A 15,789-nucleotide genomic window follows, 5' to 3' on the forward strand; every position below is an offset into this window, starting at 1 on the left:
TTATAACTGGATGTTTGAACAGGCGATCCCTGCAAACCTATGCCGTAAGCCTCTTCCATGAGAAATCAGTGTCCAGAATATCTCGCACGGCCCAGTTTATCCCGCAGGTTTTGCGGGATACATCACGTTAGGGCCCATCAAGCAGCGTGGTGCAAACATGAAGATCGCTGAACTCGAGATCTATTCGGAGGCGTCGAACCACGCTGTCGTCAAGCCGCCTGGCCGGCAATTCCCGGGAATCGTCGTTCAAGGTGATTCGCTCGCCATGCTGGGCGCGGAGGCAAAGGAGCTTTCCGAACGGTTGAAGCAACTGCACATTCATGACGAAGAGCTCCTCTGCTTGGCGCAGGGGCTGCAAGAACAGTTGCTTGAGCGCCAGCTTCACTATCAACAAGTTCTCGCCCAGCATGGCGTGGCCCTTCCATATTCAGAGCCTGCCAAGGCATCGGATCTCGTCGTTCTCGTACCCGAGGGTCACAATGTGCCCTAACCACTCCATCGAACGGGCATGCCAACCGCCGCTTCGCGCCGGTTGGCATGCCGCTCATGTCGAACGTTAGAGCTCATGAAACCGTTGTACGTTGGTGTGGCTGCTCTCAACCTCCTTTGCCTGGCCGCGCTAGTGATTGGTTTTGCGCTCGATACCGGCAGCGCAAAGGCTGGTCTGCTTTCCTTCGCTGTCGCTGGAGGGTACTTCGCGAACCTAGTGGCAGTGCTGGTCTCTGCCTTCCTGATCGTTGTTGTCGTCCTTCGCGGCCTCACTGGGCAGGCCGGCACAACTCTCCGGGCGAACTGGCTGGGTGTTGCAAGCGGGGTCGTCGTAGTCCTCGCCTGGTCCGTCTATTTCGCTGTTGGAACCCTGCGCCCATGAGCTCTAACAGGTCGGTCGACTCGGACCCGTTGCGGCAAGGGGCCGGTCACCTTTAGGTTAGGGCGCACCGATGAGTCGAGTTCTTGCATTGGTATTCGCACTCGTTCTTTGCGGGAACGCGTCCGCCTGCTCTTGCATCACGCGAACCACTCTCGGCGAACATTTCGACCATGCTGACTTCGTGTTCGTGGGGCGCGTCCTCTCCAAAGAAGACGTGGCTTCGCGTGACGAACCAAAGGGTTGGCCCGGAGTGGCCGCCAAGGTCCAGTTGCTGGAGATTGTGAAGGCGAAGTCTCAGCCGCCTCCGAGGCTGATCACCGGCGTCGGGTCAGGAGACTGTGGCGTGCCAATCTATCCGGCCGTGTCCTATGTTTTCTTTGCAGGACCGGGAGGAGAGATCGATATCTGCTCGGGCACTCGCCCGTATATTCGCGGGGACGAAGAGATGGAGCGGTATCTAAGCGAAGTCAAGTCGCTGGGGCGGAAGAGTGCGCCCTAACTATTCGTAGCAGCCGACCGCCTACGGCGGCGGCTGAACTCAGGACGTTGAGCGTCTGCTTTGCCTAAATGCCACAGGCAGCTCTTGGCCGGAACCGGTCAATCTGCGAGGACCGCTTGACCACAAGCCCCCACAGGTTCCCCGGCTCCCACCCCCTGTTCGTCGCAAGCGACGGGGGGTCGCCGGGCCTTCGGCCTGTGGGTTTTGTGGACAAGCTCAGTGGGCTATACAACGCGTGATTGAGTACACCGTTCCAGCATTTTTGCCTCGGGCGCGTAATCGCCAATGCCGATTGAATGCGCCTCGGCCTTGATACGCAGATCGAAGAAGTGCGTCATGCAATCCGCGAAGGTTTCCCGATCAGCGTAGGGTCGACCATCAGCGCCGAGAAATCTCTCCCCTTTGGGGGCCTTGACGTTGTTGCAGGCCCAATAGAACGCGGCGAGAGCGTGTCTCACCACGTCCTCGGGCCTGATCCAGTCCCAACAGTCAGGGGCTTTGACTGGCGCGGCAAAGGTATGTTTTTGGTCACTCATAAAACGTAGCTCCAACGTAGCTGCTGACAGCAAAATTTGGCTACGCTTGGCACCCGGTGACATGGTGCGTGCGTCTGAAAGCCGTGGTTTAGGACTTGGAAAAAAGGCTGGGCAGCCTCTTTTAATCCGTTGGTCACAAGTTCGAATCTTGTACGTCCTACCAAGTTTCAAAGGCTCTGTAGCGATACAGGGCCTTTTTTGTTTTTGCTTGGCCAATTGTGAGGGGAGGGGTGCGCCAACGTTTTGCCCCCCAATAGCTCCGTGATCAACATAGAAGGCACCCATGACCTGACTGCTTACCTGCTAGCGATGAGTGGTACAGCGTCGTACTACTCCACCGTACGAGTTTCAATCAGTCCGGGAACAATGGGCACTTCTAAAATGCCTCGACGTCCATCCACTTTTCCAGCCATGAAGACTCTGCTTGCCATTGCGGTTGCTGCATTCACGCTTTCCGGTTGCGCGGTCTATCACGACCATTACGACAACCGTGGAGCGGGTCCCAAGAGCCACCCGCACGGGTGCCCTCCCGGTCAGGCGAAAAAAGGCAACTGCTGATGTGACGCCGCGCTTCGCGCCGTATCGGACTTTTTTTGGGAAAGCTCGGTGTGGCGCAAGAGAGGGCAAAATGCAGGCGCCCCGGCCCTCTGCGGCAGATTACGGCGTGCCCAGGCGTTGGTTCGGTCGGTCAGGGCGCGCCAAGTGCGCCTTGCGACCCGGGATCACCGCTAAAGTGATGGGCTAGGCGGCGCGCTCAGCGCGAGTGCTTTCCTTCCTCCCGCATCCCGGCAAAGTTCCCATGACACTTCACCTCAGCATTGGCCCCCTGGTTTCCCTCATCGCAGGCATCCTGATTCTGATCATGCCCAAACTGCTCAACGTGATCGTTGCGCTGTACCTGATCGTGATGGGCATCCTCGGCCTGTTGGGTATGCACACGCTGCGTTTCTAGCCGGGCTTACCGTTTGCGTTTCGACGGTGTGCCGCCCTTGCGTGTGGGCGCACCGGCCTTTGCCGAGCGGACTGTCGCCCGGCTGATGGGTTGTTTCGCGCTGGTGCGCGCCAGCGAGGTCGCGGCAAGCCGCACGGGCAGGTACATCACGACCTGTTCTCCGGGCTTGAACTTGCCGGAGGTCTTCACGTCGTTCCAGTCGGCAACGTCTGCGGTGCTGACCTTGTAGCGCCGTGCGATGCTGGCCACGGTGTCGCGCTTGCCCGCGCGCACCGTGGTGCGCCGCGTCACGATTTCGGGGGTGAAGCTGACTTGGCCGTTGTCGGCGAGATGACCCGGGACGTCTGCGCGCATGGTGGCTGCGCGGGGCACCATGAGGGCCGAGCCGGCCTTGATCATCATGCGTGGTGGAATGCCATTCACCTGACGCAAATCGTTTTCGCTCATGCCCGTGCGTTGCGCCGCGGTGGAGACGCTCATCGTGTTGGGTACCGTCCATACCGTCCAACTGGCGTATTGGCCTTCGGTGTAGGCCTCCAGGTTCTTGCGGAACACCTGGGCGTTGTCCCAGGGCAGCAGGATCTGCGGCATGCCCGCCGCAAGGATCACGGGCTTGTGCAGCGACGGGTTCAGGGCGCGGAAATCCTCGAGGCGTACGCCGGCGAGACTGGCTACCAGGGTGACGTCCATGTCGCGCGTGATCTCCACACTCTGGAAGTATGGGTGGTTCTCGATCAACGGCAGCTCGGTGCTGAACTTGTCGGGATTGGCCACGATGTTCTTCACGGCTTGCAGCTTGGGCACGTACATGCGGGTTTCGGCGGGCATCGTCAACTCGGTGTAGCGCGTGCCCAGACCCTGTTTCTCGTTGCGCGCGATCGCGCGGGCCACGCTGCCTTCCCCCCAGTTGTAGGCGGCCAGGGCCAGATGCCAGTCGCCGAACATGCCGTAGAGCTTCTGCAGGTAGTCCAGTGCCGCGCGCGTGGACGCCAGCACATCGCGCCGGTCGTCGCGGAAGGCGTTCTGCTTCAAGTCGAAATAGGTTCCCGTGGCCGGCATGAACTGCCACATGCCCGCGGCCTTGGCGCTGGACACTGCCTGGGGGTTGAAGGCGCTCTCGATGTAGGGCAGCAGCGCCAGTTCTGTGGGCATGCCCCGGCGTTCCAGCTCTTCGACGATATGGAACAGGTACTTGCTGGAACGCTCGGTCATGCGCTGCATGTAGTCGGGGCGCGTGGCATACCACTGTTCCCGGTCGCGTACCAGATCGGTGTCCAGGTCGGGCATGGAAAAGCCGCGCCGGATGCGGTCCCACAGATCGGCTGGCGCGCTGACGCCAGCCACTGTGTGGCCGCTGGCGGCGCTCGCCGTGATGGGCTGCAATGGTCCCGACGGATACAGCGGCGTATGGCTGGCCGTAGTGGGGTCGGTGGTGGATGCGGCGTTGTCCGCAGGGGCAGTGGTCGCGCAACCGGTCAACCACAGCAGGCTTGCCAGCCCCAGGATGTGCAGAAGTCTCATCGAAATTCGTTTTTCCATTGGCGCAGCGCGGCCAGTACGGCTGCGGGTTCGCGCGGGTCTATGAGGGCGTCGAAGCCGTGGGCGGCTTGGGCTACCGTAGCAACGCGCGTGCGCAGAAAAGGGTTGATGTCGCGCTCGATGGCAATGCGCGACGGCAGTGTGGGCTGATCCGCGCGGCGCCGGGACTCGCATTCGGTGATGTACTGGAGTAGCGCAGCGTTATGGGGTTCCACCGCGCGGGCGAACTTCAGGTTGGACAGCGTGTATTCATGGGCGCAGCATACGCGGGTGTTGCCGGGCAATGCGGCCAGCGTATCCAGCGAGGCCTGCATTTGCGTGGGCGTGCCTTCGAACAAGCGCCCGCATCCACCTGAGAACAGCGTATCCCCGCACAACAGCAGGGGCTCGCCCTCCATGTCCGCACAGTAGTAGGCGATATGCCCCGCCGTATGCCCCGGCACGTCCAGCACGGAAAACGTGAGGCCCAGCGCCTGCAGAGTGTCGCCGCCCGACAGGCGGATGAGGGGCTCGGGCATGGGCTCCGTGGCAGGGCCATACACGGTTGCGCCCGTGGCTTCGCGCAGGGCGTTCACCCCGCCCACGTGGTCGCCATGGTGGTGCGTGACTAGAATCGCTTCCAATGGCAGCCCCATGCTGCGCAGCGCCTGCAACACGGGTTCTGCATCGCCGGGATCCACAACGACCGCACGCTGCGCGTCGTACATCATCCAGATGTAGTTGTCGGCGAAGGCGGGCAATGGCAGCAAGTTCTTCATGACCGGCGAAATTATAGGTTTGCACCACTGGTTCGATACTGCCCCTGGCCGCTACCTGCTGGCCTGGGAGCAGGAGCGTTACGACGAGCTGGTGGCGGACATCTTCGGCTACCACGCGCTGCAGCTGGGCATGCCGGGCTTGCAGGCATTGCGCAGCAACCGCATGCCGCACCGCTGGCTGGCCGTGATGCCGCCGGAGTTGCTGCTAGAGCGTAGCGATGCGCAGGAGCCACCGGCGCTGCTGGCGGATGCGGTCGCGCTTCCGTTTGCCGAGGCCAGCCTGGACCTGCTGGCGCTGCCCCACACCCTGGAGCTGAGCGTGGACCCGCACACGGCGCTGCGCGAGGTGCACCGCGTGCTGGTGCCGGAGGGCAAGGTGGTCATCAGTGGACTCAACCCGCTCAGTCTGTGGGGGTTACGGCAGCGGCGATCGCGCCTGTACCAGCGCTGTGGCGCAGGGGGGCGGCTGTTCCTGCCGGACGTGGGGGAGTTCATTTCGCCCGGGCGCCTGCGCGACTGGCTGCGCCTGCTTGGCTTTGAGCTGGAATCCATGAGCTTCGGCTGCTACCGGCCCGCCGTGGCCGGCGACCGCTGGCTGCAGCGCTACGGCTGGATGGACGCGCTGGGTGCGCGCTGGTGGCCGATCTTCGGGGCCGCGTATGTGATCGTCGCCGTCAAGCGCGTGCAGGGCATGCGCCTGCTGGAGCCTTCGTGGCGCAAGGCGCCGCAGGCGGCTGCCGCGCAGGTGCAGGTAGCGCGGCGCCATGGCCCGGGCTGAGGCGACGGGACATTTTTTTATTTCTGGGAGCTATTTTTGAATCAGGTGGTGATCTATACCGACGGTGCGTGCAAGGGCAATCCGGGCCCCGGCGGTTGGGGGGCAGTGCTACGTTCAGGCACGCTGGAGAAAGAGCTGTTCGGTGGCGAATTGGGAACGACCAACAACCGCATGGAACTGATGGCCGTGATCCAGGCGCTGGGCGCGCTCAAGCGCCCCTGCCAGGTGGCGTTGTACCTGGACAGCCAGTACGTCCGCCAGGGCATCACCGAGTGGATCCACGGCTGGAAGAAAAAGGGCTGGCGCACGGCGGCCGGCCAGCCCGTGAAGAACGTGGAGCTGTGGCAGCGCCTGGACGAGCTGGCGCACCAAGCGGGCCATCGCATCGAATGGCACTGGGTGCGCGGCCATGCAGGCGACCCCGGCAACGAGCGCGCCGACATGCTGGCCAACAAGGGTGTGGAGCAGGCGCTGGGCCGCTGAGACCGGGTTCTGTGCCTTGCGGGTGATCAGCCAGTGGTGGCGGTGATGCCCTGCACCGCTTCATGGATGCTCTGAGCCGTCTGTGGGCGCACCAGCCGCGCCGTTTCGCGCCCGTCGCGCAGGAACACGAGCGTGGGCCAGAGTTTCACGCCAAAACTGCGGCCCAGGCGCTGGCCGGGGCCGTCCTCCACCTTGACGTGGCGCACATCGTCCCGGTCTTCGAGGGCCTGCTCGATGAGCGGCTGGGCGCGCTGGCAGTGGCCGCACCAGGGCGTACCGAACTCCAGCACGGTGGGGCCCAGCCACTGGTCCACCGTTTCACGCGAAGGCGGCTGAGCGAGGTGGGTGGCGGCAAACGGCATGGCGGCTCCTGCAAGGATGGCGATGGGGGCAGGGTAGGGCTGCGGCGCACGCGGCCAAGCCGGCCGCCGCTGCGCGGGCGTGTCAGATCACGCCGTCAAACATCATCACATCGACCATGTCGCCAGGTGCCACGTTGCCTTGGCCGTGGTGCAGCACGATGAGGCCGTTGGCTTGCACCATGGAACTGAGCACCCCTGAGCCCTGGTTGCCCGTGGTGCGCACCTGCAACGTGCCGTCCGCTGCCGTGGTGACCAGGCCGCGCTGGTATTCGGTGCGGCCGGGTTTCTTGCGCATGGCCTCGGTGCTGACGGCGCGCAGCAGCGGCGGTGCGCTGCGCGTGCAGCCCATCATGCGCAGCAGTGCGGGGCGGACGAAAGCCAGGAAGGTGACCATCACCGCCACAGGATTGCCCGGCAGGCCGAACAGCACGCTGCTGCCGTCTGCACTCTGAATGCTTCCATCTTGATAGCTGTTAACGCTTGATGGACGAGCGTTAGGGCCGGATTTGGCTTGTAATTCGGGCCGAAGGCGGCCCACCGCCATCGGCCGGCCCGGGCGCATGGCGATGCGCCAGAACGCCACGTCGCCCAGCTGCTTCATCATGGTGCGCGTGTGGTCGGCCTCGCCCACGCTCACCCCGCCGCTGGTAATGATGGCGTCGGCCTCGGCGGCCGCATGGCGGAAGGCGGCTTCCAGCAGTGTGGGGTCGTCGCGCACCACACCCAGGTCGATCACCTGGACGCCCAGACGTGTCAGCAGGCCAAAGACCGTGTAGCGGTTGCTGTCGTACACCGCGCCCTCGCGCGGTGGCTCGCCCAGGCTGAGGATCTCGTCGCCCGTGGAGAAATAGGCCACGCGCACCCGGCGGTACACCGTCACCGTTTTTAGGCCCAAACTGGCCACCAGGCCAATCGCGGCAGGCGCTAGCAGCTCTCCTTTTGATAGCGCTACGCGGCCTTGCATGAGGTCTTCCCCCAGCAGGCGGCGGTTGTCGCCGCGGCGCAGCACGTCGGGTGCGATGCGGATGTGGCCGTCGGGCTCGGCAGTGGTGAACTCCTGCGGCACCACGGTGTCCAGCCCCGCCGGCATGATGGCGCCGGTCATGATCTTCACGCACTCGCCTGCGGCCACGGTGGCGGTCCAGGCGGCGCCGGCAAAGGCTGTGGAGCCCACCGGGCGCAGCACCAGCGGTTGGCCGGGCTGCAGTTGGGCGCCGTCGAAGGCGTAGCCGTCCATGGCCGAGTTGTCGTGCGGCGGCACGCTGACGGGCGAGACCACGTCCCGCGCCAGCACGCGGCCCAGGGCGTCGAAGATGCCGACTTCTTCGGTGCGGGTGACGGGCGCGACCAGGCGCTCCAGGAAGGTGTTCACATCGGCGGCGCGCAGCGCCTGCGGGTCGTAGCCCTGCAACTCGGCGGCGATCTGGTCAATGGTTTTCATGCGGTACGGGCAAGGAGGGTTGCAGCTCAGCGGAGGCCCAGGCCTTCCAGGGCGTGCAGCTCGGCCAGGGTGTTGGCGTTGTAGAAAGCATGCGGGTCGTCGCCCGGCTGGTCGAACGGAACCACGGCGCAGGCGTGCTGTTCGGTCCAGCGGTCGATCTTGCGCCCGCCGCCCTGCGTGAAGCGCACCAGGCTCTCCAGCAGCGTCACGCGCAGCAGGCAAAACACCGGCTGGGTGCGCACGCGCACGGTGCCATCGCGCTCGTCGGCCTCGGGTGCCGCTGCCATGGCAATGTCGGCGCCCTCGCGCATGGCGGCCTGGGCCAGGCGTGCGGCAAGGTCTGCCGGGAACAGCGGTGTGTCGCAGGGCACGGTGAGCAGCCAAGGGGTCTCGCAACGCTCCAGCCCTGTGAGAAAGCCCGCCAGCGGGCCTGCGTAGTCGGCAAGGCCATCAGGCCACACCGGCACTCCGAATGATTCATAGGCCGCCAGGTTGCGGTTGGCGTTGATCATCACGTCGCCCACCTGCGGCTGCAGCCGCATCAGCGTGTGCAGTGCCAGGGGCAGGCCGCGGAAGTTCTGCAGGCCTTTGTCCACCCCGCCCATGCGGGAGCCGCGGCCGCCGGCGAGGATGAGACCTGTGATGTCGTGGGTGTCGATCATGGGAAAGAAGAAGGGTGGTGAACGCCGCGCCGGGGCCGGTCCGTGCGGCGCGGCGGCGGCTCAGCCGCCGATGTAGCTCATCTCGATGCGCCGCTGGCCGCTGCCCGTCTCGGATGGCAGGCTGGCGCGCAGCTCGGAATAGCGGTCGCCGCGCCCCTGCCAGATGTGGGCGATGGCGGCGCTGATCTGCGCGTCGCCGGCGCTGCCGCGCAGCAGGCTGCGCAGGTCCCAGCCTTGCGAGGCAAACAGGCACAGGTACAGCCGACCCTCCATGGACAGGCGCGCGCGGTTGCAGTCGCCGCAGAAGGCCTGCGTGACGCTGCTGATCACGCCCACTTCGCCCAAGCGCGGGTCGTGGCGACCGTCGGGGCCGGCGTAGCCCCAGCGCTTAGCGGTCTCGCCGGCGGACTGCGCGGCCAGCGGCACCAGCGGCAGCTCGGCCTGCAGCCGCGCGATGACTTCGGCGGAGGGCAGCACCTCATCCATGCGCCAGCCGTTGGTGGCGCCCACGTCCATGTATTCGATGAAGCGCAGCGTGATGCCGGTGCCGCGGAAGTGGCGCGCCATCGCCGGGATCTCGTGGTCGTTGGTGCCGCGCTTGACCACCATGTTGACCTTGATGTGCTCCAGGCCCGCCGCCTGCGCGGCCTCGATACCGGCGAGTACGTCGGCCACCGGAAAGTCCACGTCGTTCATGCGGCGGAACACGTCGTCCTGCAGGCTGTCCAGGCTCACGGTGACGCGCCGCAGGCCCGCGGCCTTGAGGGCGCGCGCCTTGCGCGCCAGCAGCGATCCATTGGTGGTCAGCGTGAGGTCGGGCACGCGGCCCTCCAGCGTGCGCAGTTCCGCCAACTGGGCAACCAGGTTCTCCAGGTCCTTGCGCAGCAGCGGCTCACCGCCGGTGAGGCGGATCTTGCGCACGCCATGCGCCATGAACAGGCGCGCCAGCCGCGTGATCTCTTCAAAGCTCAGCAGGTCGCTGTGCGGCAGGTAGCGGTAGTGCTTGTCGAACACTTCCTTGGGCATGCAGTAGCCGCAGCGGAAGTTGCAGCGGTCCGTCACGCTGATGCGCAGGTCGCGCAAGGGACGGGAGAGCGTGTCCTGCAGCAGTCCGGTAGCGGGTGCCGCGGCCAGGAGCGCAGGGGGCTGCAGCACCTTGCTGCGCTGATCCACGAGGGGAATGACACGTTCAGCCATGGCGAAATTGTGCCCCATCGGCGTCGTAGGGGTATGGCGGCTGCCCGCTAAATTGATGTTGATCAATCTGCTGTCACGGTGGCGACATGAAGTGCCTTTGACCAGTGTCATAGGGGGCGCGGGAGGGCGATTTGAGAATACGGCGCATGCAGAACCAACGCCCAGTCCCCACCCCTTCCTCCGTCGCCACCTGCCGGCGCGGCCGCCGCACCGCTGTGCGCGCGCTGGCCACCGTGTTGCTGGTGCCGGCCCTGCCGCTGTCGGCCCAGGCGCGCATGGCCCTGGCCACGGCCATCAACCGCACGGCGCGCTTTCGGGCGCTGTCCCAGCGCACCGCCAAGGTCTACGGCCAGCTGTACCTGAACGTGGGCGCCGCGCGCGCCCGCGATGCGCTGGAACACACCCGCCGGCAGGTGCATTCCGGCTTTGAGGACATGGACCGCCAGAGCTGGCCGCCCGAGGTGGCGCGGCTGCTGGCGGACGTGCGCCGCAACGCGGACCGCCTGGACGCGCTCACGGCCCAGGCGCCGACGAAGGAGGGCTTTCAGGCCGTGTCGGCCCAGGCTGACCAGATGCTGGCTGCTGCCAACACCACCACCGAGGCCCTCGAGCGGCTGGCCCAGGCGCCCACGGCACGCCTGGTCAACACCGCCGGGCGCCAGCGCATGCTGTCGCAGCGCCTGGCCAAGAACTATGAGCTGTTGGCCGCCGGCCTTGACAGCCGCACGGTGCGCGAGCAGATGACGGGCGACGCCGATGAGTTCCAGCGTGCCCTCGCGCAGTTGAACAAGGCACCCATCTCCACCCCTGCCATCCGCTCGGCACTGGAACTGGGCCAGGCGCAGTGGGTGTTTTTCGAGGCCGCCCTCAAGCGCCAGCCAGACCCGCGCGGCCTGGAAAACGTGGCCACCACCAGCGAGCGCCTGCTGGAGGTTACGGACAGCTTGACTTCGCTGTACGAGGTGGCCCTGCAGGACGTGCTGGGCTGACCCCTGCGGCCACAAGAGCAACTGCGTGTCTCATCGGCGCGGCAGCCCGGCTGCACCGCTTTTCCGGGGGAGGGAAGGCCGACGTGGCTGGGCTGGTTGCCCCGCTGGGCAGCAGCTGTGGCGCGCGGGACACGGCTTTGGCTCGACCGCCCAGCCGCGAGTCCCCGGCGGATGTGCCACGCCACTCTCCACTCGCTCTACTAACCAGGGCTGGCTAACCAGGGGTTGGCGCAGGCCGTCCGTCGGGCCGAGCCGTTCAAGCGCTATTCATCCTCCGCGAGTGGCCGGATGGTGAACCTGAGCCGCGCGCCAGCACATGCGGTCGATCTAAATCAGGCCTATGGGCAAAAAGTGCCTCTAGCGCCCGTGCAGAAAGCGCGGGCAGCTATTGAATCGGGAGCGATTGCCGATCAGGCTGCCTTCGGCGTGCGCGGCGCGCGGCCGTAGAACTGCGGGTAGTGCTCCTTCACTCCCTGACCGCTGAAGTCCCAACCCGTGCACTGGCCCAGGTGGCGCGGCGGCTCGTCGCCTTCATTCTGGAATGCGGCGTGAATCGTCTGGAACGTGGCCGTGGCCAGGTTGAACAGCAGTTCCCGCAGATGGGTGCAACCGGCCACGCCGCCCAGGTGGGTCTGGATGGACTGGCGCCAGCCGCGCGCCATGCTGCAGCCCACCATCGCCTGCAGGGCGCGCTGCGCTTGTGTGCAGCCCGCCAGAGGGTGGGCATCCATGGCGGATTCGATGGCGCGCACCACCAGGTCGCGGTCCACGGTGACGCGCAGCCACAGGTGGTGGATGGGTTCGCCCGCGCGGCGCACGCCGTCCGGGTAGCGCAGCGACGGCAGGTCCTGCGGCTTGCTGTCGTGCAGCTCGCCCTCGATGTCCCAGAGCCCGTCCTCGCGCTCGTAACCCTGGTAGGTGACGCGTCGGACATGGCGGGCAGTGCGGGGGGCAGGGGATGACAGAGGCATGGGGTCGAGATGGGAAACGTATCAGCGGCCAAGCGAGCACTGGCGGGGCACCGCAGGGCACGCGGCTCGCAGGGATCAGCCGTGGCGGATGGCCACGGTCTTGAGGGTGGTGAAGCCGTAGAGCGCCTCGAAACCCTTCTCGCGTCCGTGTCCGCTGGACTTCACGCCGCCAAACGGCAATTCGACGCCGCCGGCTGCGCCGTAGTTGTTGATGAACACCTGGCCGCTGGCAATGCGCCGCGCCATGCGGAATTGGCGCGCGCCATCGCGCGTCCACACGCCCGCCACCAGCCCAAAGGGCGTGCCGTTGGCGAGCTCCACGGCGTGGTCTTCGTCGTCGAAGGGCATGGCGGCCAGCACGGGGCCGAAGATTTCTTCCTGCGCCAGGCGGTGCTGCGCCGGTACGTCGCGCAGCAGGGTGGGTGCCTGGTAGAAGCCCGTGTCGGGCGCTTCGTCCACCACGGTGCCCTGCGCGGCCAGGGGAATGCCAGCCACCTGCGCATCGGACAGGTAATCCCACACGCGCTGCTGCTGGCTCTGGCGGATCAGCGGCCCCAGGTCCAGGTCCATGGCGGCGGGGCCCACGCGCAGCGCCTCGAAGGCCTTTGACAGGCGCTCCAGCAGCGGTTCGTAGATCAGGGAATCGATCAGCACGCGCGAGCCGGCCGAGCAGGTTTGCCCGGCGTTCTGCACGATGGCGTTCACGAGCACGGGCACGGCGGCGTCCAGGTCGGCGTCGGCAAAGACGATCTGCGGGCTCTTGCCGCCCAGCTCCAGCGTGACCGGGCAGTGGCGCTCGGCGGCGGCCTGCTGGATCAGCGTGCCCACCTTGGGGCTGCCGGTGAAGCTGATGTGCTGGATGCCGGGGTGGCGCGCCAGCGCGTCGCCGACCTCGTGGCCGTAGCCGGTCACGATGTTCAGCGCGCCGGCAGGGAAGCCCACCTCGACCGCCAACTGGGCCACGCGCAGCAGGGACAGGCAGGCGTCCTCGGCCGGCTTGACCACGCACACGTTGCCGGCCGCCAGTGCGGCGCCCACGCAGCGCCCGAAGATCTGCATGGGGTAGTTCCAGGGCACGATGTGGCCGGTCACGCCATGCGGCTCGCGCCAGGTCAACACGCTGAAGCCGTCGGGGTAGGGAATGGTCTCGCCGTGCAGCTTGTCGCAGGCGCCGGCGTAGAACTCGAAGTAGCGCGCCAGGGCGTGTGCGTCGGCCCGTGCCTGCCGGGTGGGCTTGCCGCAGTCGCGTTGCTCGATGGCGGCCAACTCCTCGGCATGCTCGGTGATCTTGGCCGACAGCCGCATCAGCAGCCTGCCACGCTCGGCCGGGGCCAGCTTGCGCCACACGCTGTGGTAGCACTGCTGCGCCGCATGCACGGCGGCATCGATGTCCTCGGCCGTGCCGCGCTGGATTTCGTCGTACGGCTGGCCGTCGGAGGGGTCGATCACGGCAATGGTGCGGCCCGAAGTCGAGGCCACGCCGGCGTTGGCGATGTGGTGGAGCTGCATGGGCCTGATTGTGCGGCAGGCGCGCGCAGCGTGCTGGGCTACGAGCCGGAGTGCCGTCCAACGCCCAAGGGACGGGCGCTGGCAGCTTCTTTTTTGATAGTGCTGGGTCAGCCGGCGTGGAACTTCACCACCAGCGGCACGATGAGCAGCGCCACGATATTGATGATCTTGATGAGCGGGTTCACCGCCGGGCCGGCCGTGTCCTTGTAGGGGTCGCCCACGGTGTCGCCGGTGACGGCGGCCTTGTGCGCGTCGCTGCCCTTGCCGCCGTGGTGGCCGTCCTCGATGAACTTTTTGGCGTTGTCCCAGGCGCCACCGCCGGTGCACATGCTGATGGCCACGAACAGGCCCGTGACGATGGTGCCCATGAGCAGGCCGCCCAGCGCCTTCGGCCCCAGCGCCAGGCCCACGATGATGGGCACGGCCACGGGCAGCAGGCTGGGGATGATCATCTCCTTGATGGCGGCGCTGGTCAGCATGTCTACCGCGCGGCCGTACTCGGGCTTGGCCGTGCCTTCCATGATGCCTGGGATCTCGCTGAACTGGCGACGCACCTCCACTACCACGCTGCCGGCGGCGCGGCCCACGGCCTCCATGGCCATGGCGGCGAACAGGTAGGGAATGAGCCCGCCGATGAACAGGCCCACGATGACCATCGGGTCGCTCAGGTCGAAGCGGATCGCCTGGCCGAAGCTCTCCAGCTTGTGCGTGTAGTCGGCGAACAGCACCAGTGCTGCCAGGCCCGCCGAGCCGATGGCGTAGCCCTTGGTCACGGCCTTGGTGGTGTTGCCCACGGCGTCCAGCGGGTCGGTGATGTCGCGCACGCTGCTGGGCAGCTCGGCCATCTCGGCAATGCCGCCGGCGTTGTCGGTGATGGGGCCGTAGGCGTCCAGCGCCACCACGATGCCCGCCATGCTGAGCATGGACATGGCGGCCACGGCCACGCCGTACAGGCCCGCCAGCGTGTACGACACGATGATGGCCGCGCACACGAAGATCACCGGCCAGGCCGTGGAGCGCATGGACACGCCCAGACCCGCAATGATGTTGGTGCCGTGGCCCGTGGTGGACGCCTGCGCGATGTGGCGCACGGGCGAATATTGCGTGCCGGTGTAGAACTCCGTGATCCACACCAGCGCCGCCGTCAGCACCAGGCCGGTGGCGCAGGCGCCGAACAGCCGCATCTGCGCGCCCGTGCCGCCCAGCGCGTTGTCGGGGATGACCCAGGCCGTGACGAACCAGAACGCGACGAGCGACAGCACGCCCGCGATGGCCAGCCCCCGGTACAGCGCGGGCATCACGTTGCGCATGCCCGGGCCGGCCTGCACGAAGAAGCAGCCGATGATGGAGGCGATGATGGAGACGGCCCCCAGCGCCAGTGGGTAGGTCACGGCCGCGACGGGCGCAGCACCCACCAGCAGTGCGCCCAGCACCATGGTGGCGATGAGGGTGACGGCATAGGTCTCGAACAGGTCGGCCGCCATACCGGCGCAGTCGCCCACGTTGTCGCCCACGTTGTCGGCGATCACGGCGGGGTTGCGGGGGTCGTCCTCGGGGATGCCGGCCTCCACCTTGCCGACCAGGTCCGCACCCACGTCGGCACCCTTGGTGAAGATGCCCCCGCCCAGGCGGGCAAAGATGGAAATCAGCGACGAGCCGAACGCAAAGCCGATCAGCGGGTTGAGCAGCGCCGGCAGGCTGGCCGTGGGGGTGAGCCGGCCATTGCCGACCAGGAACCACGCGAAGGCGGTCACGCCCAGCAGGCCCAGGCCCACCACCAGCATGCCCGTGATGGCCCCGCCGCGGAAGGCAACCTGCAGCGCCGGGCCCATGCCCTGCGTGGCGGCCTGGGCCGTGCGCACGTTGGCGCGCACCGAGACGTTCATGCCGATGAAGCCGCAGGCGCCGGAGAGTACCGCGCCGATGACGAAGCCCACGGCGGTGGTGCCGTCCAGGAACGCCGCAATGAGGATGGCCAGCACGATGCCGACGAAGGCGATGGTCTTGTATTGCCGTGCGAGGTAGGCCGCCGCGCCCATCTGGATGGCGCCGGCGATCTCCTGCATGCGGGCGTTGCCCGCGTCCTTGGAAAGGATCCAGCTGCGTGCCCACAGTCCGTAGGCCACAGCAATCAGTCCGCAAACCAGAGCCAGGATGAGAGGGGCAGTCAGCGCCGAGGTGGAACCAGCCATTCGTTATCTCCATCGGTTGTCAGTTGCACGGAGGGGGAAGCGCAACGCAT

At 66.4% G+C, this 15,789-nt stretch carries 16 protein-coding genes; 6 read left to right on the forward strand and 10 right to left on the reverse strand.

All coding sequences use genetic code 11. The features are described 5' to 3' along the window. Positions 1-157: 157 nt before the first annotated feature. Positions 158-490 carry a DUF6959 family protein gene (locus BA022_RS19035; protein ID WP_148665120.1) on the forward strand — a complete coding sequence of 111 codons (333 nt, stop codon included), beginning with the start codon at positions 158-160 and terminating at the stop codon, positions 488-490. 75 nt (positions 491-565) lie between these two features. After that, positions 566-871 (forward strand): hypothetical protein, encoded by a 306-nt coding sequence (locus tag BA022_RS03425; protein WP_088886574.1) that lies wholly within the window; start codon positions 566-568, stop codon positions 869-871. Between the two features lie 723 nt (positions 872-1,594). Here BA022_RS03425 and BA022_RS03435 read toward each other — a convergent pair. Next, the gene (locus BA022_RS03435) at positions 1,595-1,969 is read right to left on the reverse strand and encodes a hypothetical protein (protein ID WP_187306007.1); all 375 of its coding nucleotides are present in this window, start codon (positions 1,967-1,969) and stop codon (positions 1,595-1,597) included. A 736-nt stretch (positions 1,970-2,705) separates the two neighbouring features. Between BA022_RS03435 and BA022_RS03440 the strand changes: the two genes are divergently transcribed. Beyond that, positions 2,706-2,858, forward strand: coding sequence for a DUF3096 domain-containing protein (locus tag BA022_RS03440; protein ID WP_011805007.1), 153 nt, complete (start codon positions 2,706-2,708; stop codon positions 2,856-2,858). A gap of 6 nt (positions 2,859-2,864) precedes the next feature. Here the strand turns inward: BA022_RS03440 and BA022_RS03445 are convergent, their stop codons facing one another. Continuing rightward, positions 2,865-4,379: a transglycosylase SLT domain-containing protein gene (locus tag BA022_RS03445; protein WP_088886577.1), complete on the reverse strand. Its 1,515-nt coding sequence runs from the start codon at positions 4,377-4,379 to the stop codon at positions 2,865-2,867. Beyond that, positions 4,376-5,155, reverse strand: coding sequence for a hydroxyacylglutathione hydrolase (gene gloB / locus BA022_RS03450; RefSeq protein ID WP_088886578.1), 780 nt, complete (start codon positions 5,153-5,155; stop codon positions 4,376-4,378). Before gloB ends, BA022_RS03445 begins: the two co-directional genes overlap by 4 nt. Here gloB and BA022_RS03455 point away from each other — a divergent pair. Together BA022_RS03455 and rnhA are read left to right on the forward strand one after the other, a co-directional pair. Next, positions 5,154-5,933 carry a class I SAM-dependent methyltransferase gene (locus tag BA022_RS03455; protein ID WP_011805010.1) on the forward strand — a complete coding sequence of 260 codons (780 nt, stop codon included), beginning with the start codon at positions 5,154-5,156 and terminating at the stop codon, positions 5,931-5,933. The two genes, gloB and BA022_RS03455, sit on opposite strands and share 2 nt — an antisense overlap. A 36-nt stretch (positions 5,934-5,969) precedes the next feature. Continuing rightward, positions 5,970-6,416, forward strand: coding sequence for a ribonuclease HI (gene rnhA / locus BA022_RS03460; protein ID WP_015913473.1), 447 nt, complete (start codon positions 5,970-5,972; stop codon positions 6,414-6,416). Between the two features lie 26 nt (positions 6,417-6,442). Here the strand turns inward: rnhA and BA022_RS03465 are convergent, their stop codons facing one another. The 4 genes from BA022_RS03465 to moaA form a co-directional block, all read right to left on the reverse strand. After that, on the reverse strand, positions 6,443-6,778 hold the full coding sequence (locus BA022_RS03465; RefSeq protein WP_011805012.1) for a thioredoxin family protein: 336 nt from the start codon (positions 6,776-6,778) through the stop codon (positions 6,443-6,445). Between the two features lie 82 nt (positions 6,779-6,860). Then, the gene (gene moeA, locus BA022_RS03470) at positions 6,861-8,219 is read right to left on the reverse strand and encodes a molybdopterin molybdotransferase MoeA (protein WP_088886579.1); all 1,359 of its coding nucleotides are present in this window, start codon (positions 8,217-8,219) and stop codon (positions 6,861-6,863) included. A 26-nt stretch (positions 8,220-8,245) separates the two neighbouring features. Next, complete coding sequence (mobA, locus tag BA022_RS03475) at positions 8,246-8,881, reverse strand: molybdenum cofactor guanylyltransferase MobA (RefSeq protein WP_088886580.1); 636 nt, start codon at positions 8,879-8,881, stop codon at positions 8,246-8,248. 60 nt (positions 8,882-8,941) lie between these two features. Then, complete coding sequence (gene moaA, locus BA022_RS03480; protein WP_088888500.1) at positions 8,942-10,078, reverse strand: GTP 3',8-cyclase MoaA; 1,137 nt, start codon at positions 10,076-10,078, stop codon at positions 8,942-8,944. Between the two features lie 146 nt (positions 10,079-10,224). Between moaA and BA022_RS03485 the strand changes: the two genes are divergently transcribed. Then, positions 10,225-11,067 carry a type IV pili methyl-accepting chemotaxis transducer N-terminal domain-containing protein gene (locus BA022_RS03485; protein WP_088886581.1) on the forward strand — a complete coding sequence of 281 codons (843 nt, stop codon included), beginning with the start codon at positions 10,225-10,227 and terminating at the stop codon, positions 11,065-11,067. Positions 11,068-11,477: 410 nt separating this feature from the next. On the opposite strand, the gene BA022_RS03490 is transcribed toward BA022_RS03485, so the two are convergent. The 3 genes from BA022_RS03490 to BA022_RS03500 form a co-directional block, all read right to left on the reverse strand. Beyond that, positions 11,478-12,038 carry a DUF2889 domain-containing protein gene (locus BA022_RS03490; protein ID WP_015913468.1) on the reverse strand — a complete coding sequence of 187 codons (561 nt, stop codon included), beginning with the start codon at positions 12,036-12,038 and terminating at the stop codon, positions 11,478-11,480. Positions 12,039-12,113: 75 nt separating this feature from the next. Further along, positions 12,114-13,547 carry an aldehyde dehydrogenase family protein gene (locus BA022_RS03495; protein ID WP_015913467.1) on the reverse strand — a complete coding sequence of 478 codons (1,434 nt, stop codon included), beginning with the start codon at positions 13,545-13,547 and terminating at the stop codon, positions 12,114-12,116. A gap of 107 nt (positions 13,548-13,654) precedes the next feature. Continuing rightward, positions 13,655-15,739, reverse strand: a complete 2,085-nt coding sequence (locus BA022_RS03500) for a sodium-translocating pyrophosphatase (RefSeq protein ID WP_011805021.1) — start codon at positions 15,737-15,739, stop codon at positions 13,655-13,657. Positions 15,740-15,789: the final 50 nt, after the last annotated feature.

Source organism: Diaphorobacter nitroreducens (assembly GCF_002214645.1).
Classification (GTDB): domain Bacteria; phylum Pseudomonadota; class Gammaproteobacteria; order Burkholderiales; family Burkholderiaceae_C; genus Diaphorobacter; species Diaphorobacter nitroreducens.

Excerpts from the sequence above, each read along its gene's own strand:
- BA022_RS19035 (WP_148665120.1), top strand. The coding sequence starts at position 158 with ATGAAGATCGCTGAACTCGAGATCTATTCGGAGGCGTCGAACCACGCT.
- BA022_RS03425 (WP_088886574.1), top strand. The coding sequence starts at position 566 with ATGAAACCGTTGTACGTTGGTGTGGCTGCTCTCAACCTCCTTTGCCTG.
- BA022_RS03435 (WP_187306007.1), bottom strand. The coding sequence starts at position 1,969 with ATGTCACCGGGTGCCAAGCGTAGCCAAATTTTGCTGTCAGCAGCTACG.
- BA022_RS03440 (WP_011805007.1), top strand. The coding sequence starts at position 2,706 with ATGACACTTCACCTCAGCATTGGCCCCCTGGTTTCCCTCATCGCAGGC.
- BA022_RS03445 (WP_088886577.1), bottom strand. The coding sequence starts at position 4,379 with ATGAGACTTCTGCACATCCTGGGGCTGGCAAGCCTGCTGTGGTTGACC.
- BA022_RS03455 (WP_011805010.1), top strand. The coding sequence starts at position 5,154 with ATGACCGGCGAAATTATAGGTTTGCACCACTGGTTCGATACTGCCCCT.
- gloB (WP_088886578.1), bottom strand. The coding sequence starts at position 5,155 with ATGAAGAACTTGCTGCCATTGCCCGCCTTCGCCGACAACTACATCTGG.
- BA022_RS03465 (WP_011805012.1), bottom strand. The coding sequence starts at position 6,778 with ATGCCGTTTGCCGCCACCCACCTCGCTCAGCCGCCTTCGCGTGAAACG.
- moeA (WP_088886579.1), bottom strand. The coding sequence starts at position 8,219 with ATGAAAACCATTGACCAGATCGCCGCCGAGTTGCAGGGCTACGACCCG.
- mobA (WP_088886580.1), bottom strand. The coding sequence starts at position 8,881 with ATGATCGACACCCACGACATCACAGGTCTCATCCTCGCCGGCGGCCGC.
- moaA (WP_088888500.1), bottom strand. The coding sequence starts at position 10,078 with ATGGCTGAACGTGTCATTCCCCTCGTGGATCAGCGCAGCAAGGTGCTG.
- BA022_RS03485 (WP_088886581.1), top strand. The coding sequence starts at position 10,225 with ATGCAGAACCAACGCCCAGTCCCCACCCCTTCCTCCGTCGCCACCTGC.
- BA022_RS03490 (WP_015913468.1), bottom strand. The coding sequence starts at position 12,038 with ATGCCTCTGTCATCCCCTGCCCCCCGCACTGCCCGCCATGTCCGACGC.
- BA022_RS03495 (WP_015913467.1), bottom strand. The coding sequence starts at position 13,547 with ATGCAGCTCCACCACATCGCCAACGCCGGCGTGGCCTCGACTTCGGGC.
- BA022_RS03500 (WP_011805021.1), bottom strand. The coding sequence starts at position 15,739 with ATGGCTGGTTCCACCTCGGCGCTGACTGCCCCTCTCATCCTGGCTCTG.